This is a genomic window from Streptomyces sp. NPDC043908, from assembly GCF_056435525.1.
In genome coordinates this window covers 28,778-53,276 of record NZ_JBWKEI010000020.1, presented here as the reverse complement: position 1 = coordinate 53,276, position 24,499 = coordinate 28,778, and the positions used below count along the sequence as shown (strand labels likewise).

The following is a 24,499-nucleotide window of genomic DNA, read 5'->3' as shown; positions in this document are numbered from 1 at the left end:
CGCACAGCAGACACCATGGGTTGCGGTACAGGTACGCCTTACGGATGCGCTGCCAACGCGTCGTATAGCCCCGCTCAGCACTCCTACCGCGCTGTTGCTCGGCCTCGCATCGGTGAGCCTCACAGCGGCCACCACGGGCAGTCAGCTCGGGGCACCCGGGGACAGAGCACGGGGGGCGGGGTCTTCGAGGCATGGGGGATCACCTCCGGACTGGGTTACTGACGGGTCAACGTCATCGCGAGGTCATTCCCAGTCCACGCGTCCAGTGTTGCCATAGGCGCATGCAAAGACAGAGACCACGCCCCCGGCGCTTGGGCCATCGCGGATCGGGCCGCACTGTCAGTGGGACCGCCCTCGTTCGCGCCCGGTGGCCTCAGAACAGCGGCAGCGTGCCCGCATCGAGCGACGTACAGGTATCAACAACCGTCCAGACTCACGTTAGTGACACCCCCCCACGCGGACGGGAAAAACCGCGGCGCATAGGCGGATCCGCAGGAAATTTTCCCGAGATGCCGCTACTGGGCTGAACCTCCGCATGGAACCCTGTCCACAAGAGCGAAACGCACACACGGGAGGCTGCCGCAAATGCCACGATCAGTAGGCTCGCCAGGACAAACGCATACCCCGGTACTCGAATTCCGCTGCGGCGGGCTGCATGTGACCTTGCAGCGCGTGCCCGTGTGGCTGATCACCTTGGTTACAGCAGCTAGCGGTACAGGAGCAGCCTGGTGGACGAGTCGCTAACTGACGTGCCCGAACTCCGTACGCTCTTGAGCCCATGGCACCCGTGGCACAGCACTTGAACGTTGCTGTCTATGTCCTCGCCACCGAGGGACAGCGGGCGTACATGGTCGACGTCCACCCCGTCAGCGGGGAAGGTGTTCATGCACCAGTCGCACCAGGCCGGGCCCCGTTCCTGCACTCGCCGGCGGAGCCGTGCCGCAGCATCAAACCGCTTCGCGCGTCGTCGGCTCCGCGCTCGGCGAGCCCGCATCAAGGGCCGGTCCTGGTGGGCCCGATCGTGAACGTCGCAGCGCCCGCGGCGCGTTGCCGCCTCACTGCACTCAATGCATGGGGTCATGCTTCACCGCCTGGTGCTCGTTGTTGTCGAGTGCCCGCCCCCGGACTCGAACCGGGAACACCGCGGGTCTAGGCCGCGTGCCTCTTGCCAGTTGGGCTAGGCGGGCTGGTGTCGTCCTCGCCGGTAAGGCGGGACAACGAGGGGACTGCACGCGCTTACAACCCCGTTCGGCGCCCCGGTCAAGGGCGGTTACTTGTGGGCGGTGCAGTCCCCGCATGCGTTGCCTCACGACCCCTGCGACCACCCCGGTAACGCGGGGCGTGTGGTGCACGGGCAACGCTGGTTCCGAGAGTCAGGCACTCAGACCGCCGGGTGTCCCCCTGTAGGGCGGGTGCGCGGTAATCCTGCTCTCGGAGCATTCGGGAGAGCGGAGGTTTCCCGTGCCCCTCGGGACAGTCGGGGAGAGCGGAGGTTTCCCCTGCCCGAGGGGCACCAGGACCGTTGCTGATCTCTCTTCCGGGTTACAAGGGAGAGCGAAGGTTTCCCACGGCCCCTCGCGTGACGCTGTGACGCTGAGAGGGCCGTTTCTGTTTTTCTTTTACGTTCTATAGAAAAAGTGAAAACAGCCCTTCCAGCGTCACAGCGTCACGCTTGCCCCGCTGGTGGTCCTCTCTGGTAGGCCGGGACCCCGTGGGAGCCGCTGTATGCCTGTCTGGGGGCATGGGAAAGCCCCGGCGGTCCGAGGACTACCGGGGCAGGGTGCGGGCTGGTCGTACTGCATCCCAGGCCGAACCTGTAAGAGCACCAGCGCTAGCCCGCGCACCCATTCCGGCGCGGGATGCAGCGAGCCTATGGGCCGCTCGGGGGAGATGCCGAACCCCCGGCAGACCAGCGGCCAACCGGGGCGTGCTCGGGCTTCCAGGAGGCCGCTACGCGGCAACCGCCAATGTGCCGGGAGTCAGGTTGCGGTGCGCGTTCGCCCCTGGCGTCGGCGCGTGCTCCGGGTTGTTCTCGGCGGCAAGCTCGGCTGCCATCGTCGCGTTCTCCTCGATGGCGGGGTCAAGGTCACCGTTGATGGTGAAGTCCACCCGTCGCAGGTCGAGCTTCCGCCACCCGCCCTTGGTTCCGCGCTTCACCGTGAGCCGTGCGCCCGATTCCACAAGCATGCTGCGCCGTGCCACGTTGTCCGCGTCGTTCCAATCGTCGGCGTAGGTGCGTCCCGTGCCGATTACGTCGCGCCGGGGCTCGGTCTTCTCCCGTGCTTCCAGTTCGGCTAGGCGCGCGTCAAGGCTGTCTGCGTGGCGCTGCCAGGCTGCCTGCGCGGTCTTGGACTTCTGACGCCCCTTCTGGCGCTGGTGCTCCTCGAACTCCGCGACGGTGGCGTCAATCTCGGGCTGAGGATCGTAGCCGGGTATCTCTATGGTGCGGGTGATCTGCACGGGGCCGACCAGGCGCAGGAACTCGGCGCTCACGTACTCGTCGGCCCAGTCCGCGCGCACGGTGGAAGGGGCCTTGCAGTCCGAGCCGTACTTGTAGGACGAGCATCCGTAGTAGCCCTTGTTCAAGTACATACGGGCGCCGCACCCGTCGCAGTGAATGACGCGCAGCAGCAGCGCCCCGGAGTCCTTGCGGGCGGGCGGGCGGGCAGCGACGGGCTTGGGGGCGAGTAGGGCTCCCACATGGTCGAACTCTTCGCGGGTGAGGATCGGGGTTTCGGCGGCCAAGACCGGGCTGCCCTGGTCGTCGCGGACCGGGTTTCCGCGGTGCATCTTCCAACCCATAATCGCGGGGGACGTGAGCATCTTGACGATGGTCTTGTCCCGCCACTGTGCGGGCTTCCGCTTCGCAGTGGCGCTCTCCTCGGGCTCCGCTCCGCCGTTCTTTGTACGGGCCTTGCAGATGGTCCAGTGGGCGGACGGGGACAGCACGGCGTCAGCGTTCAGCATGCGTGCGATGGTCAGCGGGCTCTTGCCGGACAGCAGCGCTGCAATGATGCGCTCTATGACCTTGACCGCTTCGGGGTCGGGGGCGAGCGTCCAGCCGACCCCGCCATGCTCGGCGGGCATGGGGGCGGGAACGTAGCCGTACGGGGGCTGTCCGCCGCCGCGCCACCGAAGGGGCATCTTGCGCATGGCCGCTTGCGCGCCGGTCACGCGGTCGCTGGTTGACTGCGATTCGACCTGTGCCGCGAACGCCAGCATGAGCATCATGAGCTCGCTCATGGGGTCCATGGGGTTGCGGAAGTCGAAGACGAGCCGACCCCCGCCGATGCCCTCAGCAAAGACGAGCATCTTGCGGTGAGTCTTGGCCCACTTCGCAAGCTCGTGCATGTCGTCCATGGACCGGATGGCGCGGTCGAAGCGCCACCACACGAGAACGTCGAAGTCGGCTGGGCGCTTCAGCCACCCGCCGAGCTGCGGACGCTCGAAGGGGCCGACCTTGGACGCAGACACATCCAGGTCGACCGCTTCTCGCAACGCGTCACCTTCGCCGAAGTCGATACCGAGGGCTGCCGCCGCCATGTCGTCGGCTTCACGCTGACGCTCGGGGCTGGTGGTCTCGTCCGTGTGTACGGACAGGCGTATGCACCGGATGCCGCGCAGGGTCTCTGCATCCAGCGTCCCAACAGGTGTAGTGCTCTCCATGGTTATACCGGGAGAGCGGAGGTTTCCCATACCAGCGCTGACCTGCGCAGATATCAGTGCATCTCTCTTCATGGCCTCTGTGGAGACCACACCTTGCTCGAACCGCTTGACCTGCGTCGATGCCACCATGACCCGAGGACTCCAGAACTGTCAGTCTGGAACTTCGGGGCTTCCCTAAACCCTCCGGGGGACAGGGGGAGAAAGGTGGTTTCCCGGGGGCTTCGCCCCCGGACCCCGTAGCAGGGGCTCCGCCCCCTGCACCCCTGGCCGGGCTTCGCCCCTGCACCCCTGGCCGGGCTCCGCCCCCTGCACCCCAGCGGGGGCTCCGCCCCCGCACCCCCAGCCGGGGCTTCGCCCCGACCCCGTAGCGGGGATCCGCCCCCTGCCCCCGCCTTCGGGGCTCCCGGCTCACCCAAAAAACAAAACCCCGCCCCCGCCCAGCCGGACGGAAACGGGGTCGTGCTCAAAGAGTCGCCGCACCCGCGTGGCGAACGCAGGCCGCGTGCGGCGGTGGTGCTGGGTACCGGGGAGGGAGCGGATGAGAGGGCCCGCTGGGTCCCTTCCGGTGGTCTATCAAGTTGGTCAGCCTGGGAGACTGGCCAGGCGAGCGGCCCGGGGGCCGGTCACTTGGGCCGGGTCAGGCAGCCTTGAGGGCGGCAACCTTGGTGGCCAGCGCCGACTTCTTGTTGGCGGCGGCGTTCTTGTGGATGACACCCTTGCTGACGGCCTTGTCCAGCTTCTTGGAGGCGGTGCGGACAGCCGTGTCGGCCGCCTCGACGTCGCCGGCCAGGACAGCCTCGCGGGCCTTGCGGATCGCGGTCTTGACCTCGGACTTGACGGCCTTGTTACGCAGGCGCGCCTTCTCGTTGGTCTTGTTCCGCTTGATCTGGGACTTGATGTTCGCCACGAAAGAGCCTTTTCAGGTTCGATGTATCAGATGGTTGCGACTCGCCGCTGAGAGGGCGGACGAGGCACAGCTGCCCAGGCTACCAGCAGGCCGACTGGCGGCCCAAACCGAGCGCAGTGCCGTTCCCATGGGACGATGGGGGCTACGTATCGATCCGACATCGCCCGAGACGAGACGCCCCGCGTCTCAAGAATCAGGACCCTGCGTGCCCGCGACTCCTACCAACGTGCCCGAGCCGAGCCGTACCGACCCGGCTCTGATCCGCAATTTCTGCATCATCGCGCACATCGACCACGGCAAGTCGACCCTTGCCGACCGGATGCTCCAGCTGACCGGTGTGGTCGACCAGCGGCAGATGCGTGCTCAGTACCTCGACCGGATGGACATCGAGCGCGAGCGCGGCATCACGATCAAGAGTCAGGCCGTGCGGCTGCCCTGGGCCCCCACCGAGGGGCCGGGCCAGGGCAGCACCCACATCCTGAACATGATCGACACCCCGGGGCACGTGGACTTCACGTACGAGGTGTCGCGGTCGCTGGCCGCCTGTGAGGGGACCGTCCTGCTCGTCGACGCCGCTCAGGGCATCGAGGCGCAGACCCTGGCGAACCTCTACCTCGCCATGGAGAACGACCTCACGATCGTTCCCGTCCTCAACAAGATCGACCTGCCGGCCGCGCAGCCCGAGAAGTTCGCCGAGGAGCTGGCCAACCTCATCGGCTGCCAGCCCGAGGACGTGCTGAAGGTCTCCGCGAAGACCGGTGTCGGGGTGGACGCGCTGCTGGACCGCGTGGTGCGCGATGTGCCCGCGCCGGTCGGTGTGGCCGACGCCCCCGCCCGCGCGATGATCTTCGACTCGGTCTACGACTCGTACCGGGGCGTCGTCACGTACGTCCGTGTCGTCGACGGTCAGCTCAACAAGCGTGAGCGGATCCGGATGATGTCGACCGGTGCCACGCACGAGCTGCTCGAGATCGGGACCAACTCGCCGGAGATGCTGCCCGCCGACGGGCTGGGCGTCGGTGAGGTCGGCTACCTGATCACCGGTGTGAAGGACGTCCGCCAGTCCAAGGTCGGTGACACCATCACGTCCCTGCACCATGGCGCCACCGAGGCGCTCGGCGGGTACAAGGACCCCAAGCCGATGGTCTTCTCGGGTCTGTATCCGCTGGACGGGTCGGACTACCCGGACCTGCGCGAGGCCCTGGACAAGCTCCAGCTCAACGATGCCGCGCTGGTGTACGAGCCGGAGACCTCGGCGGCGCTGGGCTTCGGTTTCCGTGTCGGCTTCCTCGGCCTGCTCCACCTCGACGTGATCCGTGAGCGGCTTGAGCGCGAGTTCGGGCTCGACCTCATCGCCACCGCTCCCAACGTGGTCTACCGGGTGGTTCTGGAGGACGGCAAGGAAGTCACCGTCACCAATCCGAGTGAGTTCCCGGAGGGGAAGATCTCGGACGTGTACGAGCCGGTCGTGCGAGCGACGATCCTCGCGCCGAGCGAGTTCATCGGTTCGATCATGGAGCTGTGCCAGACCCGGCGCGGCACCCTGATCGGGATGGACTACCTCTCCGAGGACCGCGTCGAGATCCGTTACACGCTGCCGCTCGCGGAGATCGTCTTCGACTTCTTCGACCAGTTGAAGTCGAAGACCCGGGGGTACGCCTCGCTCGACTACGAGCCCACCGGCGAGCAGTCCGCCAGCCTCGTCAAGGTGGACATCCTGCTCCACGGCGACAAGGTCGACGCCTTCTCGGCGGTCACGCACAAGGACGCGGCGTACGCGTACGGTGTGCGGCTCGTCGCCAAGCTGCGCGAGCTCATCCCCCGGCAGGCCTTCGAGGTGCCCATCCAGGCCGCGATCGGCTCCCGGGTGATCGCCCGCGAGACCATCCGCGCCATCCGCAAGGACGTCCTCGCCAAGTGCTACGGCGGTGACATCTCCCGTAAGCGGAAGCTGCTGGAGAAGCAGAAGGAAGGCAAGAAGCGGATGAAGATGGTCGGTTCCGTGGAGGTTCCGCAGGAGGCCTTCATCGCGGTGCTGTCCAGCGACGAGTCTGCGAGCAAGAAGAAGTGACCGGCGAGTAGCCGACCGGTGCCGTGACGGACCCCCGCTCTTCCGAGCGGGGGTCCGTTCGTTATGAAACCACCTTCCGCTGCCTCTTACGCGGCGGGGCGGGGGCGCTCTACTCTGATCACGGCCCGATGGTTACTCGCCAGTTAAACAAGAAGCAGCCGCAGCCCTGCCGCAGGCCAGCCCGGAGGACGTCGTGAGCGACACACATACCTTGATCGAGAACCGGCCACCGTCCGTGGCGGCCCTCTTCGTCCAGCGCGTGGAGGCCACTCCGGACCTGGAGGCCTACCGCCATCCGGTCCCGGCCGCCGGCGGCCAGGGGCCCGATGAGTGGAAGTCGCTGAGCTGGGGGCAGGCCGCCGAGCGGGTCTACGCGATCGCGGCCGGGCTCGTCGATCTGGGTGTGACCGCCGAGCAGCGCGTGGCGCTGTCCTCCTCCACCCGGATCGAGTGGATCCTCGCCGACCTCGGGACGATGTGCGCGGGCGGCGCGACCACCACGATCTACCCGCAGACCAACGCCGAGGAGTCCGCCTACATCCTGGGCGACTCCGAGAGCCGGGTGCTCTTCGCGGAGAACGCGGCCCAGCTCGCCAAGGCCCGTGAGCGCCGCGCCGAGCTGCCGGAGCTGAAGCACGTCGTGGTCTTCGACGCGGCCGGCGCCGAGCCCGTCGAGGGCGACCCCGAGGGCTGGGTGCTCACCCTCGCGGAGCTGGAGGCGCGCGGCGCCGCGTATCTGGAGAAGCATCCGGACGCGGTGAAGGAGCGGATCGCGGCGATCACCTCCGACCAGCTGGCCACGCTGATCTACACCTCCGGGACGACCGGCCGCCCCAAGGGTGTGCGGCTGCCGCAGGACAACTGGTCGTACATGGCGAAGGCGATCGCGGCGACCGGGCTGATCAGCGCCGACGACGTCCAGTACCTCTGGCTGCCGCTCGCGCACGTCTTCGGCAAGGTGCTGACCTCCGGGCAGATCGAGGTCGGGCACGTGACGGCCGTCGACGGCCGGGTCGACAAGATCATCGAGAATCTGCCGGTGGTCCAGCCCACCTACATGGCGTCGGTGCCCCGGATCTTCGAGAAGGTCTACAACGGCGTCGCCGCCAAGGCGCGGGAGGCCGGCGGGGCCAAGTACAAGATCTTCCAGTGGGCGGCCGAGGTGGCCCGCGAGTACGCCAAGGCCAGTCAGGACAACTTCCGGCGCACCGGCCGGGCGACCGCCCCCTTCGGGCTCACCGCCAAGCACAAGGTCGCGGACGCGCTGGTGTACGCGAAGATCCGCGAGGCGTTCGGCGGGCGGCTGCGCGCGGCGGTCTCGGGTTCGGCGGCGCTCGCCCCCGACATCGGCTTTTTCTTCTCCGGCGCCGGGATCCACATCCTGGAGGGGTACGGCCTCACCGAGACCAGCGCCGCCTCCTTCGTGAACCCGGGCGAGGCCTACCGGACGGGCACGGTCGGCAAGCCGCTGCCCGGTCTTGAGGTGCGCATCGCGGACGACGGCGAGATCCTGCTGCGCGGCCCCGGCATCATGGAGGGCTACCACAACCTGCCCGAGAAGACCGCCGAGGTCCTGGAGTCGGACGGCTGGTTCCACACCGGTGACATCGGCGAGCTGTCGGCGGACGGCTATCTGCGGATCACCGACCGCAAGAAGGACCTGATCAAGACGTCCGGCGGCAAGTACATCGCGCCGGCCGAGGTCGAGGGGCAGTTCAAGGCGGTCTGCCCGTTCGTCTCCAACATCCTGGTGCTCGGCGCCGACCGGAACTTCTGCACCGCGCTGATCGCCCTCGACGAGCCCGCGATCCTGGGCTGGGCGAAGGACCACGGGGTCACCGGCTCGTACGCCGACGTGGTCGCGAACCCGGAGACGGTGGCGCTGATCGAGGGCTATGTGAAGCGCCTGAACGAGGATCTCCAGCGCTGGCAGACCATCAAGCAGTTCCGGCTGCTGCCGCGCGACCTCGACGTGGAGCACGGCGAGCTGACCCCCAGCCTCAAGCTGAAGCGGCCGGTCGTCGAGCGGGAGTACAAGGACCTGATCGACGAGATGTACTCGGGCTCGCGCGAGGCGTAGCGGCGGCGGGGGGGGGGGGGGGGGGGGGGGCCCCCCCCCCCCCCCCCCCGCCCCCCCCCCCCCCCCCCCCCCCCACCCCCCCCCCCCTCCCCCCCCCCCCCCCACCCCCCCCCCCCCCCTCCCNNNGTACGGGGGGGGGGGGGGGGGGGGGGGGGGGGGGGGGGGGGGGGGGGGGGGGGGGGTGGGTGGGGGGGGGGGGGGGGGGGTGGGGGAGGGGGGGGGGGGGGGGGGGCCCCCCCCCCCCCCCCCCCCCCCGGTACTCAGCGGCGCCCCCGCCGCATGTCCCGGACGATCGCCTCCAGCGCGGTCAGCCGCAGCCGCAGGTCACCGGCGTCGCCCGGCCCCTCGCGCACCAGCTCGTCCTCGATCGCGGCCAGCAGCTCCGCCATCTCGCCGAGCTGCTTCTGCTCCCGGGCGAGCAGCAGTTCCAGCTGGCGGTTCTTGCGGTGCAGTTCGAGGAAGACGTTCACCTTGGCCCGCAGGACCCACGGGTCGAACGGCTTGGTGAGGAAGTCGGCGGCGCCCGTGGCGTAGCCCCGGAAGGCGTAGTCGCTGTCGCCCTCCGCGCCGGTCAGGAAGATGATCGGCACGTCCTTGGTCTGGTCGAGGCGCTTGAGGTTGGCGGCGGTCTCGAAGCCGTCCATGCCCGGCATCCGTACGTCGAGCAGCACCACCGCGAACGACTGCCGCAGCAGCGCCTTCATCGCCTCCTCGCCCGAACGGGCCCGCACCAGCGGCTCGTTGAGCGTGCCGAGGACCGCCTCCAGGGCGGTCAGGTTGTCCTCCCGGTCGTCGACGAGGAGGATGCTCGCCCGCTCGGCGGACGGTACCGCTGTGCTCATCGTGTCGCCTTTACGTGGTCGGCGGAGCGGTGGCGGGGTCCTCGGGGCCGGCCGGCTGCTTCGGTACGGACGCGCCGGTCCGGCCCGGGGGTGCCGCGTCCTCGCCCTCCGGGTCGAGCAGCGCGCACACCACGGTGAGCAGGCGGTCCACGTCGACGGGCTTGGGCACGTACTCGTTGGCGCCCTGGGCGATGGACTTCTCGCGGTCGCCGGGCATGGCCTTCGCGGTCAGGGCGACGATGGGCAGATCGGCCCACAGGGGGCTGCGGCGGATGGCCTCGATCGTCTCGTATCCGTCCATCTCGGGCATCATGATGTCCATCAGGACCAGCTCGACGTCCGGATTGCGCTCCAGGGCCTCGATGCCCTCGCGGCCGTTCTCCGCGTACAGCACGGGCATCCCGACCCGGCCGAGCACATGGGTGAGGGCGAAGACGTTGCGGATGTCGTCGTCGACGATCAGCACCCGCCGCCCCGACAGCACCTGTCCCGCCCGGCCCTCCTTCCACTGCTCCAGCCTGGTGGTGGTGGGCCAGACGTCGTCCTGGTCGGCCACCGGAAGGGGCTCGGAGGCGGCCGGCTGGGCCGGGTCGGCGGTGAGCCTCGGGAGCTGGTCCGGTTCGGCGCCCGCATGGCCGGGGTGGAGCACCGGCACGTACAGGGTGAAGGTGGAGCCGCGGCCCGGCTCGCTCTCGGCGATGATCCGGCCGCCGAGCAGGCCCGCGATCTCGCGGCTGATGGAGAGGCCGAGGCCGGTGCCGCCGTACTTGCGGTTGGTCGTCCCGTCGGCCTGCTGGAACGCCTCGAAGATCACCGGGAGTTTCTCGGGCGCGATGCCGATGCCGGTGTCGGTGACCTGGAAGGCGATCAGGTCGTCCGTGCCCAGCACCCCGTTGTCCGGGTCCTTGATGCGGTTGACGCGGAGTTCGACGCGGCCGGAGGAGGTGAACTTGATCGCGTTGGAGAGGAGGTTGCGCAGGATCTGCTGGAGCCGCTGCTCGTCCGAGTACATCTCGCGCGGCACGTCCTCGCCGACCGCGACCTCGAAGGCCAGGCCCCGGTCGAGGGTGATGGGGCGGAAGGTCGCGTGGACGTAGTCGAGCACCTTGATGAGCGGCAGTTTCTTGGGCCGTACGTCCATCCGGCCGGCCTCGATCTTCGACAGGTCCAGGATGTCGTTGATCAGCTGGAGCAGGTCGGAGCCGGAGCGGTGGATCGTGCTGGCGAACTGGACCTCCTGGTCGGAGAGGTGGTCGTCGGGGTTGTCGGAGAGCAGCCGGGCCAGGATGAGCAGCGAGTTGAGCGGGGTGCGCAGCTCGTGCGACATGTTCGCCAGGAACTCCGACTTGTACTGGGAGCTGGTCGCGAGCAGGGCGGCCTTCTCCTCCAGCTCGGCGTTGGAGCGCTGGAGTTCGGCCTGCTGGCGCTGGAGCTCGTCCGAGCGCTCCTGGAGCTGGATGGCGAGCCGCTGGGACTCGCTGAGCAGCGACTCGGTACGGGAGTTGGCGATGATGGTGTTGATGGCGACGCCGATGGTGTTCACGAACTGGTCGAAGAAGGCCAGGTGGACGTCGGAGAAGCGGGAGAAGGAGGCCAGTTCGATCACGCCGAGGAGCTTGTCCTCGAAGAGGATCGGGATGATCACGACACTGGCCGGGGACGCCTCCCCGAGACCCGAGTTGATCTTGATGTAGTCCGGCGGCGCCTCCTCCAGCAGGATCCGCTTCTTCTCCAGCGCCGCCTGGCGCACCAGGCCGTGGCCCGGCATGCCGGTGGTGTCGACGGTGGCGCCCTGGGCCGAGCCGTAGCCCGCGATGAAGGCGAGGCCCTTGGTGGTCGACGTCGTACGGGACGGGGTGCCCTCGTTGCCCGGATCGGCCAGGAAGAACGCGCCGTACTGGGCGTTCACCAGCGGGGTCAGCTCGCGCAGGATCAGGTCCGCGACCTCCATCAGGTCGCGGTGGCCCTGCATCAGACCGGCCAGGCGCGCCAGGTTCGACTCCAGCCAGTCCTTGGCGCGGGTCGTCTCGCGCAGGTTGGACACCATCAGGTTGATGTTGTCCTTCAGCTCCGAGACCTCGCCCCGGGTCTCCACGGTGATCGAGCGGGACATGTCGCCCTGGGCCACCGCCGAGGCCACCTCCGCGATCGCGCGGACCTGGGTGGTGAGGTTCAGGGCGAGCTCGTTGACGTTGGTGGTCAGGCGCTTCCAGGTGCCGTACACGCCCTCGACCCGGGCCTGGCCGCCCAGCTGGCCCTCCGAGCCGACCTCGCGGGCGACCCGGGTGACCTCGGAGGAGAACGAGGAGAGCGTGTCCACCATGGTGTTGATGGTGGTCTTCAGCTCCAGGATCTCGCCGCGCGCGTCCACGTCGATCTTCTTGGAGAGGTCGCCCTGCGCCACGGCGGTCGCCACCTGGGCGATGTTGCGCACCTGGGAGGTGAGGTTGTCCGCCATGTAGTTGACGTTGTCGGTGAGGTCCTTCCAGACGCCGGAGACGCCGAGGACCTGGGCGCGCCCGCCCAGCCGCCCGTCCGTGCCGACCTCGCGGGCGACGCGGGTCACCTCGTCCGCGAACGCCCGCAGCTGCTCCACCATCGTGTTGACGGTGTCCTTGAGCTCCAGGATCTCGCCCCGCGCGTCCACGGTGATCTTCTTGGAGAGGTCGCCGTTGGCGACGGCCGTGGTCACCTGGGCGATGTTGCGGACCTGGGAGGTGAGGTTCGAGGCCATGAAGTTGACGTTGTCCGTCAGGTCCTTCCAGACCCCCGACACCCCGCGCACCTGCGCCTGCCCGCCGAGGTTGCCCTCGGTGCCGACCTCGCGGGCGACGCGGGTGACCTCGTCGGCGAAGGCGGAGAGCTGGTCGACCATGGTGTTGATCGTCGACTTCAGCTCCAGGATCTCCCCCTTCGCCTCCACGGTGATCTTCTTGCCGAGGTCGCCCTGGGCCACCGCCGTCGAGACGAGCGCGATGTTGCGTACCTGGGAGGTGAGGTTGTCCGCCATGAAGTTGACGTTCTCGGTGAGGTCCTTCCAGACCCCCGAGACGCCCCGGACCTGGGCGCGCCCGCCGAGGTTGCCCTCGGTGCCGACCTCGCGGGCGACGCGGGTCACTTCGTCGGCGAAGGCGGAGAGCTGGTCGACCATGGTGTTGATCGTCGACTTCAGCTCCAGGATCTCGCCCTGCGCGTCCACGGTGATCTTCTGGGAGAGGTCGCCGTTGGCGACGGCCGTGGTCACCTGGGCGATGTTGCGCACCTGGGAGGTGAGGTTCGACGCCATGAAGTTGACGTTGTCCGTCAGGTCCTTCCAGACCCCCGAGACGCCCCGGACCTGCGCGCGCCCACCCAGCCGGCCCTCGGTGCCGACCTCGCGGGCCACCCGGGTCACCTCGTCCGCGAAGGCGGAGAGCTGGTCGACCATCGTGTTCACGGTGAGTTTCAGCTCAAGGAGTTCGCCGGTCGCCTCGACCGTCACCGTACGGGTGAGGTCGCCGCGCGCCACCGCCGTGGTCACCGCCGCGATGTCGCGGACCTGCGCGGTCAGCCGGGACGCCATGGTGTTGACGGCCTCGGTCACGTCCCGCCAACTGCCGCTCAGCCGCTGCACCTTGGCCCGCCCGCCCAGCCGGCCCTCGGTGCCGACCTCGCGGGCGACGCGGGTCACCTCGCCGGTGAAGAGGGAGAGCTGGTCCACCATCTTGTTGACGGCCCGGCCCAGCCGGCGCAGATCCCCGCGCAACTGGCGGTTCCCGTCGTGGAGGTCGACCCGCTGGGTCAGATCACCGCCCGCCACCGCGTCCAGGACGCGCGTGGCGTTCGCCGCCGGTACGACCAGGGCGTCGATCAGGGTGTTCGCGCTGTCCACCCCGGCCGTCCAGGCGCCGTGCCCCGGGCTCGCCGCCAGCCGCTCGTCCAGCCGGCCGTGGCGGACGACCTCGCGCCGCACCCGTCGCAGCTCGTCCGTGAAGTGCTGGTTGCGCACGGCCACTTGGTTGAAGATCGCGGCGAGCTCGGCGGGTATCCCCTCGTGGGTCTCCTGGAGCCGGACCCCGAAGTCCCCGTCCCGCAGCGCCGTCATCGCGGCCAGCAGCGGGCGCAACTCCAGTGCCCGGATCCACTCCCCGCCCTCGGGCGGCGCGGCGCTGTCTCTGCTCATCCCGGTCATCCCGGCCCACTTCAGTGACTCGGTGCTTATGGGCCCGCTCAGTCTGTCACTCTGTCGGTGTCATGAGGTGCGCAATGTGAGAACCGATCAGGAGCCGCACCGTGGGGTCCATTCCAACGCAGCGGGAGAGCGGGAACCGCCCGCCCGGCCCGGTGCCCTCCCCTGGCGCGGCGGAGCCCCGGCCCGCGTCCGCCGCCCGCACCGGCCTGCCCGGCAACCCGCTCGCGCCGTCCGCCGCCCGCCGCTTCGCGCGCGCCGCCCTCGCCGACTGGACCGCCCAGGGCGCGCCCGGCGCCGAGGGGCTGGACGAGCGGGCCGCCGACGAGGCGGCCATAGTCGTCAACGAGCTGGTCACCAACGCCGTGGTGCACGCGGGCACCACCGTCGAGCTGGTCTGCCGCCTGGAGCCGCCCGCCGGGGACGAGCCCGGCGCGGTGGTCGTCGAGGTCTCCGACCACCACCCCTCCCGGGTCGTGCGCCACGAGCCGCGCGAGCCGGGCGCGCCGGAGTACGGCCGGGGGCTGCACCTGGTGGCCGCGCTCGCCGAGTGCTGGGGCATCACCTACCGCACCGGCCTCAAGACGGTCTGGGCGCGGCTGCTCCTCGACGCGGAGGGCGCCGCCCCGGGCGAGGAGGGGCCGGGCCGCGAGGAACGGCTCCAGCGCGGACCGCGCGCCGCCGGGATGCCGGCCGCCCCGGGGCGCGGCGCCCCCCTCGGGCAGGACCGCGACTGGGTGAACCGGGGCGCCCTCTCCTTCCTGGCGGAGGCGTCCGACCTGCTGGCGGGCCAGTTCGACGAGGACATGATCGCGGCGCTCGCCGGACAGCTCCTGGTGCCCCGGCTCTGCGACTGGTGCGCGATCTGGCTCGACCCGGAGACCGGCGGCCCGGCCGGCGAGCCCCGGCTGGCCCGGGTGTGGCACGCCCGCGAGTCCGGGATCGACGAGCTGCGGGCGGTCCTGGAGAAGGATCCGCCCCGGCTGCCGGAGTCCGCGCGCGGCGGCCCGGTCCCGATGCCCTGGCCGGCCCCGCAGGACGGCGGCGACGGGGCGGCGCTCGCGTACCGGATGGTCGCCGGCGGCCGGGCCGTCGGCGTGCTCATGCTCGGGCGGGCCGGGACGGCGCGCATCCCCGACGAGGTCACCGGACTGGTCGAGGACTTCGTACGCCGGGTGGCGCTGGCGATCGGCGCCGCCCGCCAGTACACCCGCCAGGTCACCATCAGCCGGGTCCTCCAGCGCGGACTGCTCCCGGCGGGCGTGGCGGAGATCCCCGGCGTCGACAGCGCGCTGGTCTACCAGCCCAGCGGCGAGGGCGTGGCGGGCGGCGACTTCTACGACCTGTTCCCCGGCGCCGACGGCCGCTGGTGCTTCGCGCTCGGCGACGTCCAGGGCAGCGGCCCCGAGGCGGCCGTCGTCACCGGCCTGGTGCGGCCCTGGCTGCGGCTGCTCGCCCGTGAGGGGTACGCGGTGCACGACGTCCTGGACCGCCTCAACAAGCTGCTCGTCGACGACGGCGTCGAGGCCGCCGAGGCGGCCGCCCGGATGGTCGCGGCGGCGGGCGGCCGCGAGGTGGCCGAGGGCCCGCAGGCCCGCTTCCTCTCCCTGCTGTACGGAGAGCTCGTCCCGGTGCCGCCGGAGAGCGGCGGGGGCGTCCTGTGCACCCTGGCGAGCGCCGGCCACCCGCTGCCGCTGCTGCTGCGGCCCGAGGGGTCGGTGCGGGCGGCGGCCGTGCCGCAGGTGCTGGTCGGGGTGGTGGAGGGGGTGGCGTACGAGAGCGAGAGCTTCCGGCTGATGCCCGGCGACACCCTGCTGTGCGTCACGGACGGGGTGACCGAGCGCCGCTCCGGCCGGCAGATGTTCGACGACGGGGACGGCCTCGCCGCGGTGCTCGCGGGGTGCGTGGGCATGACGGCGACGGGGGTCGCGGAGAGCGTCAAGCGGGCGGTGTACGCGTTCGGCACCACGCCGCCGGAGGACGATCTGGCGCTCCTGGTGCTCCAGGCGCGCTGAGGGCGTGCCCGGGGCCGTCCGGGGTGGCGGACAATGGGGGGCATGCCTTCCGTACTGCCCGATGGTGAGCCCATGCCCGAGGACGGGGCGCTGCCCGGTTCCGCCCTGGAGGGCGCTCGGGAGCGACCGCTCGGCTTCTACCTGCACGTTCCCTACTGCGCCACGCGCTGCGGGTACTGCGACTTCAACACCTACACCGCCACCGAGCTGCGCGGCTCCGGCGGCGTCCTGGCGTCCCGCGACAACTACGCGGCCACCCTGACCGACGAGATCCGGCTCGCCCGCAAGGTGCTCGGCGACGACCCGCGCCCGGTCCGTACGGTCTTCGTGGGCGGCGGCACCCCGACGCTGCTCCCCGCCGCCGACCTGGTCCGGATGCTCTCGGCGGTACGCGAGGAGTTCGGCCTGGCGGACGACGCGGAGGTGACGACGGAGGCGAACCCCGAGTCGGTGGACCGGGCGTATTTGGAGGAGCTGCGGGCCGGCGGCTTCAACCGGGTCTCCTTCGGCATGCAGAGCGCCAAGCAGCACGTCCTGAAGATCCTCGACCGCACGCACACGCCGGGCCGCCCCGAGGCGTGCGTCGCCGAGGCGCGGGCGGCGGGCTTCGACCACGTCAACCTCGACCTGATCTACGGGACGCCGGGGGAGTCGGACCAGGACTGGCGCGAGACGCTGGCGGCGGCGGTGGGGGCGGGTCCCGACCACATCTCCGCGTACGCCCTGATCGTGGAGGAGGGTACGCAGCTGGCGCGCCGCATCCGCCGGGGCGAGGTCCCGATGACGGACGACGACGTCCACGCGGACCGCTACCTCATCGCGGACGCGGTGCTGGCCGAGGCGGGCTTCCACTGGTACGAGGTGTCGAACTGGGCCACCACGGAAGCGGGCCGCTGCCTGCACAACGAGCTGTACTGGCGGGGCGCGGACTGGTGGGGCGCGGGCCCCGGCGCGCACAGCCATGTCGGGGGCGTGCGGTGGTGGAACGTGAAGCATCCCGGGGCGTATGCGGCGGCGCTGGCGGGTGGGCGTACGCCGGGGGCGGGGCGCGAGGTCCTGGCGGCGGAGGACCGCCGGGTGGAGCGCATCCTGCTGGAGCTCCGGCTCCGGGAGGGCTGCGAGCTGTCGCTGCTGCGCCCGGCGGGGCTGGCGGCGGCGCGCCGGGCAATGGGGGAGGGGTTGCTGGAGGAGGGGGCGTTCGGGGCGGGGCGGGCGGTGCTGACCCTGCGGGGGCGGTTGTTGGCGGACGGGGTGGTGCGGGATCTGGTGGACTGACCCCCGGTCCGGGGTGCGGTGTTCGGCTGCGGGTGTGTGGTGGGTTGCCCGCGCAGTTCCCCGCGCCCCTGGGGGGAACGGGGCCCCCGGGGCGCGAGGACCGGGAGGAACTGGGCCGCAGGCCCGTTCCTTGAGGGGCGCGGGGAACTGCGCCGCCAGCCCCCACCGGGCCGCAGGCGAACGTGGGTTTCAGGGGCGCGGGGAACTGCGCGGCCAGCCCCCACCGGGGCGCGGATGGAGAGAGGCGTTCGGGGCGGAGCCGTCCCCCGGAGGGTTTAGGGGAGGGGCGGGGAGGGGGCCGTCACGAAGTCGATCAGCTCCTCCACCCGCCCCAGCAACTCCGGCTCCAGGTCCCGATAACTCCGCACCCCGGAGAGAATCCGCTGCCACGCCGCCCCCGTGTTCACCGGCCACCCCAGCGCCCGGCACACCCCCGTCTTCCAGTCCTCCCCCCGCGGCACCACCGGCCACCCCGCGATCCCCACGGCCGCCGGCTTCACCGCCTCCCACACGTCGATGTAGGGGTGCCCGGCCACCAGCACGTGCGCGCCCGTGACCGCCGCCGCGATCCGGGACTCCTTGGAGCCGGGCACCAGGTGGTCGACCAGGACACCCAGGCGCGCGTCGGGGCCGGGGGCGAAGTCCGCGACGATCGCGGGGAGGTCGTCGATGCCCGACAGGTACTCGACGACGACGCCCTCGATGCGCAGGTCGTCGCCCCACACCTTCTCCACCAGCTCCGCGTCGTGGCGCCCCTCGACATAGATGCGCCCCGCGCGCGCCACCCGCGCCCGCGCCCCCGGCACGGCGACGGAGCCCGAGGCGGTGCGCGCCGGGCGCGAGGGAGCGGGCGCCGGCGGGCGTACCAGCGTGACCACCTTCCCCTCCAGCAGGAACCCCCGCGCCGCCATGGGGAACACCCGCTTCTTGCCGAAGCGGTCCTCCAGCGTCACCGTCCCCGCCTCACAGCGGAGCACCGCCCCGCAGAACCCGGTCGTCACCTCCTCGACGACCAGGTCGAGCTCGGCGGGCACCTCGGGGGCCGGGGTCCCCTTCTTCCAGGGCGGAGTCAGGTCCGGGCTGTAGCTGCGCATTCCGATGAGAATACGGGTGGATCATGTGCCCATATGGGTGTACGCCCTTATGACACGCCGAATTCCTCCGCGAGCCCGGCCCGCTGCGCCCGGACGAACGCCGCGTCCACCACCGCCCCGTGCCCCGGTACGTACACCGCGTCCTCGCCGCCCAGGTCGAGCAGCCGGTCGAGGGCGGCGGGCCAGTGGGTGCGGACCGCGTCCGGCCCGGCCTGCGGCTCGCCGGACTCCTCGACCAGGTCACCGCAGAAGACGATTTCGGGCGAACCGGGGCCACCAGGGCTGCCCGGGACCAGCAGGGCCAGGTCGTGGCCGGTGTGGCCGGGGCCCACGTTCGCCAGCAGCACCTGCCGCCCGCCCAGCTCCAGCGTCCACTCGCCCGTCACGAAGTGCCGCGGGCGCACCAGCAGGTCCGCCGCCTCGGCGGCCCGCGCGGGCGGCACCCCGTGGGTGACGGCGTCGGTCCGCAGGGCGTCCGCGTCCAGGACCCGGTCGATCCCGACCGCCCCGTAGACCTCGGCCCCGGAGAACGCGGCCGTGCCCAGGACGTGGTCGAAGTGCGGATGGCTGAGTGCGATATGCGTCACCCGGCGCCCGAGCAGCGCCTGTGCCTGGGCGCGCAGCTCGGCGCCCTCGCGCAGGGTCGAGCCCGTGTCGTACAGCAGGACCGCGTCCTCGCCCGCGACCAGGCCCGCCGTAGCGTCCCACCCCGGCAGCCGGCGGCGGCCCACGCCGTCGCCCAGCCGCTCCCAGCCGAACTCTTCCCAGCGGACGTCCATGACACGACGCTATCCCGGGCGGCCGGGGCGGTGCGTTCGAGCGCGCCGCGAGCGTCACGGACCGCCGCCCTTGCTAGGGGTGTACCGGTCGGCCGTACACTGGCCGGGGATCGCTGGCACTCGAACGCGCAGAGTGCCAGGGCAGAGCGGCCAGGACGACAGCTGGAGGTGTGCGCGGTGCTCAGTGAACGCAGACTCGAAGTCCTGCGCGCGATCGTCCAGGACTACGTCGGGACCGAGGAGCCGGTGGGCTCGAAGGCCCTGACCGAGCGGCACAAGCTGGGCGTCTCGCCGGCGACCGTGCGCAACGACATGGCCGTGCTGGAGGAGGAGGGCTTCATCGCCCAGCCCCACACCAGCGCCGGCCGTATCCCCACGGACAAGGGCTACCGGCTGTTCGTCGACCGGCTCGCGGGCGTCAAGCCGCTGTCGTCGCCGGAGCGGCGGGCCATCCAGAACTTCCTGGACGGCGCCGTCGACCTCGACGACGTGGTGGCGCGCACGGTCCGGCTGCTCGCGCAGCTGACCCGGCAGGTCGCCGTCGTGCAGTACCCGTCGCTGACACGGTCCACCGTGCGGCACGTGGAGCTGCTGTCGCTGGCCCCGGCCCGGCTGATGCTGGTGCTCATCACGGACACCGGGCGGGTCGAGCAGCGGCTGGTCGACTGCCCGGCGCCGTTCGGCGAGACCTCGCTGGCGGATCTGCGGGCCCGGCTCAACAGCCGGGTGGTGGGGCGCCGCTTCGCGGACGTCCCGCAGCTGGTGCAGGATCTTCCCGAATCCTTCGAGCCGGAGGACCGAGGAACCGTTTCGACGGTGCTCGCCACCCTGCTCGAAACCCTGGTGGAGGAGACCGAGGAACGGCTGATGATCGGCGGCACCGCCAATCTCACCCGCTTCGGACACGACTTCCCCCTGACCATTCGGCCGGTGCTGGAGGCGCTGGAGGAGCAGGTCGTGCTCCTCAAGCTGCTCGGCGAGGCCAAAGAATCGGGCATGACCGTACGAATCGGGCATGAGAACGCCCATGAAGGGCTGAACTCCACGTCCGTCGTCTCGGTCGGCTACGGTTCGGGCGGCGAAGCCGTCGCGAAACTCGGCGTGGTCGGACCGACCCGCATGGATTACCCCGGAACGATGGGAGCGGTACGCGCAGTGGCACGTTACGTCGGACAGATCCTGGCGGAGTCGTAAGTGGCCACGGACTACTACGCCGTACTGGGCGTACGCCGCGACGCATCGCAGGACGAGATCAAGAAGGCGTTCCGGCGCCTGGCGCGTGAGCTCCACCCGGATGTGAATCCGGACCCGAAGACGCAGGAGCGCTTCAAGGAGATCAACGCCGCCTACGAGGTCCTCTCGGACCCGCAGAAGAAGCAGGTCTACGACCTCGGAGGCGACCCCCTGTCGTCCTCCGGCGGCGGTGGAGCCGGTGGCTTCGGCGCGGGCGGCTTCGGGAACTTCTCGGACATCATGGACGCGTTCTTCGGCAACGCGGCGCAGCGCGGGCCCCGTTCGCGCACCCGTCGCGGCCAGGACGCCATGATCCGGCTGGAGATCGACCTCAACGAGGCGGCCTTCGGCACGACCAAGGACATCCAGGTCGACACGGCGGTCGTCTGTACGACCTGCTCCGGCGAGGGCGCCGCTCCCGGCACCTCGGCGCAGACGTGTGACATGTGCCGCGGCCGCGGCGAGGTCTCCCAGGTCACCCGCTCCTTCCTCGGCCAGGTCATGACCTCCCGCCCCTGCCCCCAGTGCCAGGGCTTCGGGACCGTCGTGCCCACGCCGTGCCCGGAGTGCGCGGGCGACGGCCGCATCCGCTCGCGCCGCACGCTCACGGTCAAGATCCCGGCCGGTGTCGACAACGGCACCCGGATCCAGCTCGCGGGCGAGGGCGAGGTCGGCCCCGGCGGCGGCCCCGCCGGTGATCTGTACGTGGAGATCCACGAGCTGAACCACGACGTCTTCCAGCGCCGTGGCGACGATCTGCACTGCACGGTGACGATCCCCATGACAGCGGCGTCGCTCGGCACCAAGGTGCCGTTGCAGACGCTGGACGGCATGGAGGAGGTGGACATCCGGCCGGGCACCCAGTCGGGCCAGTCCATCCCGCTGCACGCGCGCGGTGTGACGCACCTGCGGGGCGGTGGCCGGGGCGACCTGATCGTCCACGTCGAGGTCACCACGCCGACCAAGCTGGATCCGCAGCAGGAGGATCTGCTGCGCCAGCTGGCGAAGCTCCGCGGCGAGGAACGCCCGACGGGGCAGTTCCAGCCCGGGCAGCAGGGGTTGTTCTCCCGGCTGAAGGACGCGTTCAACGGGCGGTGAGGGGGTTCCCTCTCGGGGGCGCCGCCCGTCGGCCCGGTGTTCGGCTGCGGGTGCGTGGGGGTTGCTCGCGCAGTTCCCCGCGCCCCTGTTCGGCCCGGTCTTTGGCCGCGGATCGTGGGTGGCCGGTCGCGCAGTTCCCCGCGCCCCTCGGGGGGACCGCCGTCTCCCGGGATGTCGCTCAGCCAGTGACCCCTTCGGGAACCGTGCGGCCAGCCCGGGGGTGAAGGGGCTGGGGGGTCGGGGCGATTCGGTGGCTGGGCGGGGCCGTGGCACGATGCGGGCATGGCTTTGACCGATCTCTGCCGGTATCCGATCGTGCAGGCTCCCATGGCCGGTGGCGTCTCCGCCCCCGGTCTGGCCGCCGCGGTCTGCGAGGCCGGCGGACTCGGGTTCCTGGCCGCCGGGTACAAGACGGCCGACGGCATGTACCAGGAGATCAAGCAGCTGCGGGGGCTCACCGGACGCCCCTTCGGCGTCAACCTGTTCATGCCGCAGCCGCCGCACACCGACCCGGCCGTCGTCGAGGTGTACCGCAACCAGCTCGCGGGCGAGGCCACCTGGTACGAGACGCCGCTCGGCGAGGCCGACTCCGGTGGCGACGACGGCTACGAGGCCAAGCTGGCGATCCTGCGCGAGGACCCGGTCGCGGCCGTCTCGTTCACCTTCGGCTGCCCCGAGCGCGAGGTGCTCGCCGCGTTCGCCGCCCTCGGCACGTACACCGTCGTCACCGTGACCACCCCCGACGAGGCGCTGGCCGCGCAGGTCGCCGGGGCCGACGCCGTCTGCGTCCAGGGGACGGAGGCCGGCGGCCACCAGTCCACGCACCGCGACGACCCGCAGGCCGACGGCTCCGGGCTCGGGCTGCTGACGCTGATCACCCAGGTCCGCGAGAGCGTGACGCTGCCGATCGTCGCGGCCGGCGGGCTGATGCGCGGCGCCCAGATCGCGGCGGTGCTCGCGGCGGGCGCGGACGCGGCGCAGCTCGGCACGGCGTTCCTGGCCTGCCCCGAGTCCGGCGCGCACGCCCTGCACAAGCAGGCCCTGACCAACCCCCTCTTCGTCCGTACGGAGCTGACGCGGGCGTTCTCCGGACGCCCGGCCCGCGGCCTGGTCAACCGCTTCATGCGCGAGCACGGACCGTACGCCCCGGCCGCCTACCCCCAGGTGCACCAGATCACCGCCGGGCTGCGCCGGGCCGCCGCGGCGGCGGGCGACGCCCAGGGCATGGCGCTGTGGGCGGGCCAGGGACACCGGCTGGCACGGGCGCTGCCCGCCGGGCAGCTGGTGGAGGTCCTGGCGGCCGAAGTGGACGCGGCGCTCGCCGCGCTGGCCGCCGCAACGAGAAACCGCACCACATGAGGAGCACGTCATGACCGCCCCGGTCTTCGTCGTCGAGCGTTTCCCCGCGTCCGGGCCGGGCGGCCGGTACGTCCTGGACGGCCCCGAGGGACGGCACGCCGTCTCCGTGAAGCGGCTCGCACCCGGTGAGGACGTCGTCCTCACCGACGGCCGCGGCACCTGGGCGGACTGCGTGGTCCTGGCCACCGAGGGCAAGGACCGGCTCGTCGTCCAGCTGGACTCGCTGAGGGACGAGCCGCAGCCGCAGCCGCGCATCACCGTCGTCCAGGCGCTGCCCAAGGGCGACCGGGGCGAGGTCGCGGTCGAGACGATGACCGAGGTGGGCGTCGACGCCGTGGTGCCCTGGCAGGCCTCGCGCTGCATCACGCAGTGGAAGGGCGACCGGGGCGCCAAGTCCCTCGCCAAGTGGCGCGCCACGGCCCGTGAGTCGGGCAAGCAGTCGCGCCGGGTGCGGTTCCCGGAGGTACGGGACGCGATGACGACCAAGCAGGTTGTCGCGTTTTTGGCCACGGCTGATTTCGCCGCCGTGCTGCACGAGGGCAGCGACGTCCCGAGCGAGCCGCTGGCCACGGCCGAGCTGCCCGGGAGCGGGGAGATCGTCCTGGTGGTGGGCCCCGAAGGGGGCGTGTCGCCCGAGGAGTTGGCGGCCTTCGCGCAGGCCGGCGCCCGGCCGTACGTGCTCGGCCCGAGCGTGCTGCGCACCTCCACGGCGGGCACGGCGGCGGCGGCTCTGCTGATGGGGCGCACCGGCCGCTGGTCGTGACGCCGCCGGCGCGCGGCTGACCTCCCGCCGGCGTCCGCCCGTGCGTCCGGCCGACGTCGTAAAGCCGTCTACCGCGTCCGGCGCCGGGGTGGGACGCTGGCGCGTATGGGGGCAAGGAGATACGTCACGTGGCCGCTGCGCCACCGGCGCGCGTTCGCCGCGCTCGGCCTGGTCGCCGGGGCGGCGGCCGGAGCCGCGGCCTGCGATCCGGTCGGCGGCATGAGCTCGGTCACCGTCTCGGTGACCACCGACAAGGTCGCGACGAGCAAGCTGGAGCACGACGGCTTCACGGTGCGGTATCTGACCTGCACCGCGAAGGTCGACGGTGGCTCGTCGACCCGTACGCCGTCGGCCGCCTCGACCCGGACGGTCGCCACGGTCGACTGCCGGGGCCGCACCGACGACAACAAGAAGATCAGCGTCACCGGCAAGGTGACGGAGGAGCGCGAGGACCGCTGCGTCCGGGGCGATCTGACGGCGAAGGTCGCGGACCGCACGGTCTTCCACGCGAGCGTCCTGGGCGACTGCAACGCGCCGCCGCCGAGCCGGAGCACCCCCAGGCCCCCGGGCAGGCCCGGCAAGCCGGGCGGCCGGCCGACGGTGACGGTCACGGTGACCGTGACGGAGACGTTCCAGGGCAAGTGAGGGCCGGGCGGGGCCGGGGCGCGTGGGGTCCGGTGGGCAGACGTCAGTAGCATGCTGCTGACCGATCGATCGTTCCCACCCGTATCCCCCCGTTCCCACCGTGACCGAGGAGCTCAGGACCGTGGCCGGAGAGCCGCAGGCGGACTGCCTGTTCTGCAAGATCGTCTCGGGGGACGTCCCGGCGACCGTCGTCCGGGAGACCGAGACCGTCGTGGCGTTCCGCGACATCAACCCCCAGGCGCCCACGCACGTCCTGGTCATCCCCCGCGCCCATCACCCCGACGCGGCCTCCCTGGCCGCCGCCGAGCCGGCGGTCGCCGCCGACCTGCTGCGCGAGGCCGGGGAGATCGCCGCCGCCGAGAAGATCGACGGCAGTGGGTACCGGATCGTCTTCAACACCGGCAGCGGCGCGGGCCAGACCGTCTTCCACGCGCACGCCCATGTGCTGGGCGGCCGCGGCCTCCAGTGGCCGCCCGGATAGCGGGACGGGACCGGTAACCCCTC

The 24,499-nt window shown here is 71.3% G+C and carries 17 protein-coding genes and 1 tRNA gene; 10 read left to right on the top strand and 8 right to left on the bottom strand.

The window, feature by feature from the left end; all coding sequences use genetic code 11:
- Positions 1-706 precede the first annotated feature (706 nt).
- The 4 genes from AC069K_RS32340 to rpsT form a co-directional block, all read right to left on the bottom strand.
- Positions 707-886 carry an HNH endonuclease gene (locus tag AC069K_RS32340; RefSeq protein ID WP_478622135.1) on the bottom strand — a complete coding sequence of 60 codons (180 nt, stop codon included), beginning with the start codon at positions 884-886 and terminating at the stop codon, positions 707-709.
- 226 nt (positions 887-1,112) lie between these two features.
- Positions 1,113-1,187 (bottom strand) — tRNA-Leu (locus tag AC069K_RS32335).
- 763 nt (positions 1,188-1,950) lie between these two features.
- On the bottom strand, positions 1,951-3,666 hold the full coding sequence (locus AC069K_RS32330) for a recombinase family protein (protein WP_478622133.1): 1,716 nt from the start codon (positions 3,664-3,666) through the stop codon (positions 1,951-1,953).
- A 637-nt stretch (positions 3,667-4,303) separates the two neighbouring features.
- A complete protein-coding gene (gene rpsT, locus AC069K_RS32325) occupies positions 4,304-4,573 on the bottom strand; it encodes a 30S ribosomal protein S20 (RefSeq protein WP_101388267.1) in 270 nt (89 codons plus the stop codon).
- Between the two features lie 205 nt (positions 4,574-4,778).
- Here rpsT and lepA point away from each other — a divergent pair, with 205 nt between their 5' ends.
- The gene (lepA, locus tag AC069K_RS32320; protein WP_358832421.1) at positions 4,779-6,644 is read left to right on the top strand and encodes a translation elongation factor 4; all 1,866 of its coding nucleotides are present in this window, start codon (positions 4,779-4,781) and stop codon (positions 6,642-6,644) included.
- A gap of 193 nt (positions 6,645-6,837) precedes the next feature.
- The gene (locus tag AC069K_RS32315) at positions 6,838-8,724 is read left to right on the top strand and encodes an AMP-dependent synthetase/ligase (RefSeq protein ID WP_365108268.1); all 1,887 of its coding nucleotides are present in this window, start codon (positions 6,838-6,840) and stop codon (positions 8,722-8,724) included.
- Positions 8,725-8,984: 260 nt separating this feature from the next.
- Here AC069K_RS32315 and AC069K_RS32310 read toward each other — a convergent pair whose 3' ends face one another.
- Positions 8,985-9,566, bottom strand: a complete 582-nt coding sequence (locus AC069K_RS32310; RefSeq protein ID WP_478622129.1) for a response regulator — start codon at positions 9,564-9,566, stop codon at positions 8,985-8,987.
- 10 nt (positions 9,567-9,576) lie between these two features.
- The gene (locus AC069K_RS32305; protein ID WP_478622177.1) at positions 9,577-13,650 is read right to left on the bottom strand and encodes a HAMP domain-containing protein; all 4,074 of its coding nucleotides are present in this window, start codon (positions 13,648-13,650) and stop codon (positions 9,577-9,579) included.
- Positions 13,651-13,838: 188 nt separating this feature from the next.
- On the opposite strand from AC069K_RS32305, the gene AC069K_RS32300 reads away from it, so the two are divergent.
- Positions 13,839-15,749, top strand: coding sequence for a SpoIIE family protein phosphatase (locus tag AC069K_RS32300; protein ID WP_478622127.1), 1,911 nt, complete (start codon positions 13,839-13,841; stop codon positions 15,747-15,749).
- Between the two features lie 33 nt (positions 15,750-15,782).
- A complete protein-coding gene (gene hemW / locus AC069K_RS32295) occupies positions 15,783-17,024 on the top strand; it encodes a radical SAM family heme chaperone HemW (RefSeq protein ID WP_478622125.1) in 1,242 nt (413 codons plus the stop codon).
- Positions 17,025-17,299: 275 nt separating this feature from the next.
- Here the strand turns inward: hemW and AC069K_RS32290 are convergent, their stop codons facing one another.
- The gene (locus tag AC069K_RS32290; RefSeq protein WP_358834475.1) at positions 17,300-18,118 is read right to left on the bottom strand and encodes a DUF3097 domain-containing protein; all 819 of its coding nucleotides are present in this window, start codon (positions 18,116-18,118) and stop codon (positions 17,300-17,302) included.
- A 47-nt stretch (positions 18,119-18,165) separates the two neighbouring features.
- On the bottom strand, positions 18,166-18,897 hold the full coding sequence (locus AC069K_RS32285) for an MBL fold metallo-hydrolase (RefSeq protein WP_365108254.1): 732 nt from the start codon (positions 18,895-18,897) through the stop codon (positions 18,166-18,168).
- 177 nt (positions 18,898-19,074) lie between these two features.
- On the opposite strand from AC069K_RS32285, the gene hrcA reads away from it, so the two are divergent.
- From hrcA to AC069K_RS32255, 6 genes are all read left to right on the top strand, one after another.
- A complete protein-coding gene (gene hrcA, locus AC069K_RS32280; protein WP_358834473.1) occupies positions 19,075-20,091 on the top strand; it encodes a heat-inducible transcriptional repressor HrcA in 1,017 nt (338 codons plus the stop codon).
- Positions 20,092-21,228, top strand: coding sequence for a molecular chaperone DnaJ (gene dnaJ, locus AC069K_RS32275; RefSeq protein WP_358834472.1), 1,137 nt, complete (start codon positions 20,092-20,094; stop codon positions 21,226-21,228).
- Positions 21,229-21,510: 282 nt separating this feature from the next.
- A complete protein-coding gene (locus tag AC069K_RS32270; RefSeq protein WP_365108250.1) occupies positions 21,511-22,587 on the top strand; it encodes a nitronate monooxygenase in 1,077 nt (358 codons plus the stop codon).
- A 10-nt stretch (positions 22,588-22,597) separates the two neighbouring features.
- Complete coding sequence (locus AC069K_RS32265) at positions 22,598-23,350, top strand: 16S rRNA (uracil(1498)-N(3))-methyltransferase (RefSeq protein WP_478622121.1); 753 nt, start codon at positions 22,598-22,600, stop codon at positions 23,348-23,350.
- 105 nt (positions 23,351-23,455) lie between these two features.
- Positions 23,456-23,995: a hypothetical protein gene (locus tag AC069K_RS32260; RefSeq protein WP_365108244.1), complete on the top strand. Its 540-nt coding sequence runs from the start codon at positions 23,456-23,458 to the stop codon at positions 23,993-23,995.
- A 121-nt stretch (positions 23,996-24,116) separates the two neighbouring features.
- On the top strand, positions 24,117-24,476 hold the full coding sequence (locus tag AC069K_RS32255; protein ID WP_358834477.1) for a histidine triad nucleotide-binding protein: 360 nt from the start codon (positions 24,117-24,119) through the stop codon (positions 24,474-24,476).
- The last annotated feature ends 23 nt before the right edge of the window (positions 24,477-24,499 follow it).

Bases quoted from the DNA above. Each gene is read 5' to 3' on its own strand.
- AC069K_RS32305 (WP_478622177.1), bottom strand. From the start codon at position 13,650: ATGACGGCGCTGCGGGACGGGGACTTCGGGGTCCGGCTCCAGGAGACC.
- AC069K_RS32340 (WP_478622135.1), bottom strand. From the start codon at position 886: ATGAACACCTTCCCCGCTGACGGGGTGGACGTCGACCATGTACGCCCG.
- AC069K_RS32260 (WP_365108244.1), top strand. From the start codon at position 23,456: ATGGGGGCAAGGAGATACGTCACGTGGCCGCTGCGCCACCGGCGCGCG.
- AC069K_RS32310 (WP_478622129.1), bottom strand. From the start codon at position 9,566: ATGAGCACAGCGGTACCGTCCGCCGAGCGGGCGAGCATCCTCCTCGTC.
- AC069K_RS32330 (WP_478622133.1), bottom strand. From the start codon at position 3,666: ATGGAGAGCACTACACCTGTTGGGACGCTGGATGCAGAGACCCTGCGC.
- AC069K_RS32290 (WP_358834475.1), bottom strand. From the start codon at position 18,118: ATGCGCAGCTACAGCCCGGACCTGACTCCGCCCTGGAAGAAGGGGACC.
- AC069K_RS32270 (WP_365108250.1), top strand. From the start codon at position 21,511: ATGGCTTTGACCGATCTCTGCCGGTATCCGATCGTGCAGGCTCCCATG.
- AC069K_RS32285 (WP_365108254.1), bottom strand. From the start codon at position 18,897: ATGGACGTCCGCTGGGAAGAGTTCGGCTGGGAGCGGCTGGGCGACGGC.
- AC069K_RS32265 (WP_478622121.1), top strand. From the start codon at position 22,598: ATGACCGCCCCGGTCTTCGTCGTCGAGCGTTTCCCCGCGTCCGGGCCG.
- hemW (WP_478622125.1), top strand. From the start codon at position 15,783: ATGGGGGGCATGCCTTCCGTACTGCCCGATGGTGAGCCCATGCCCGAG.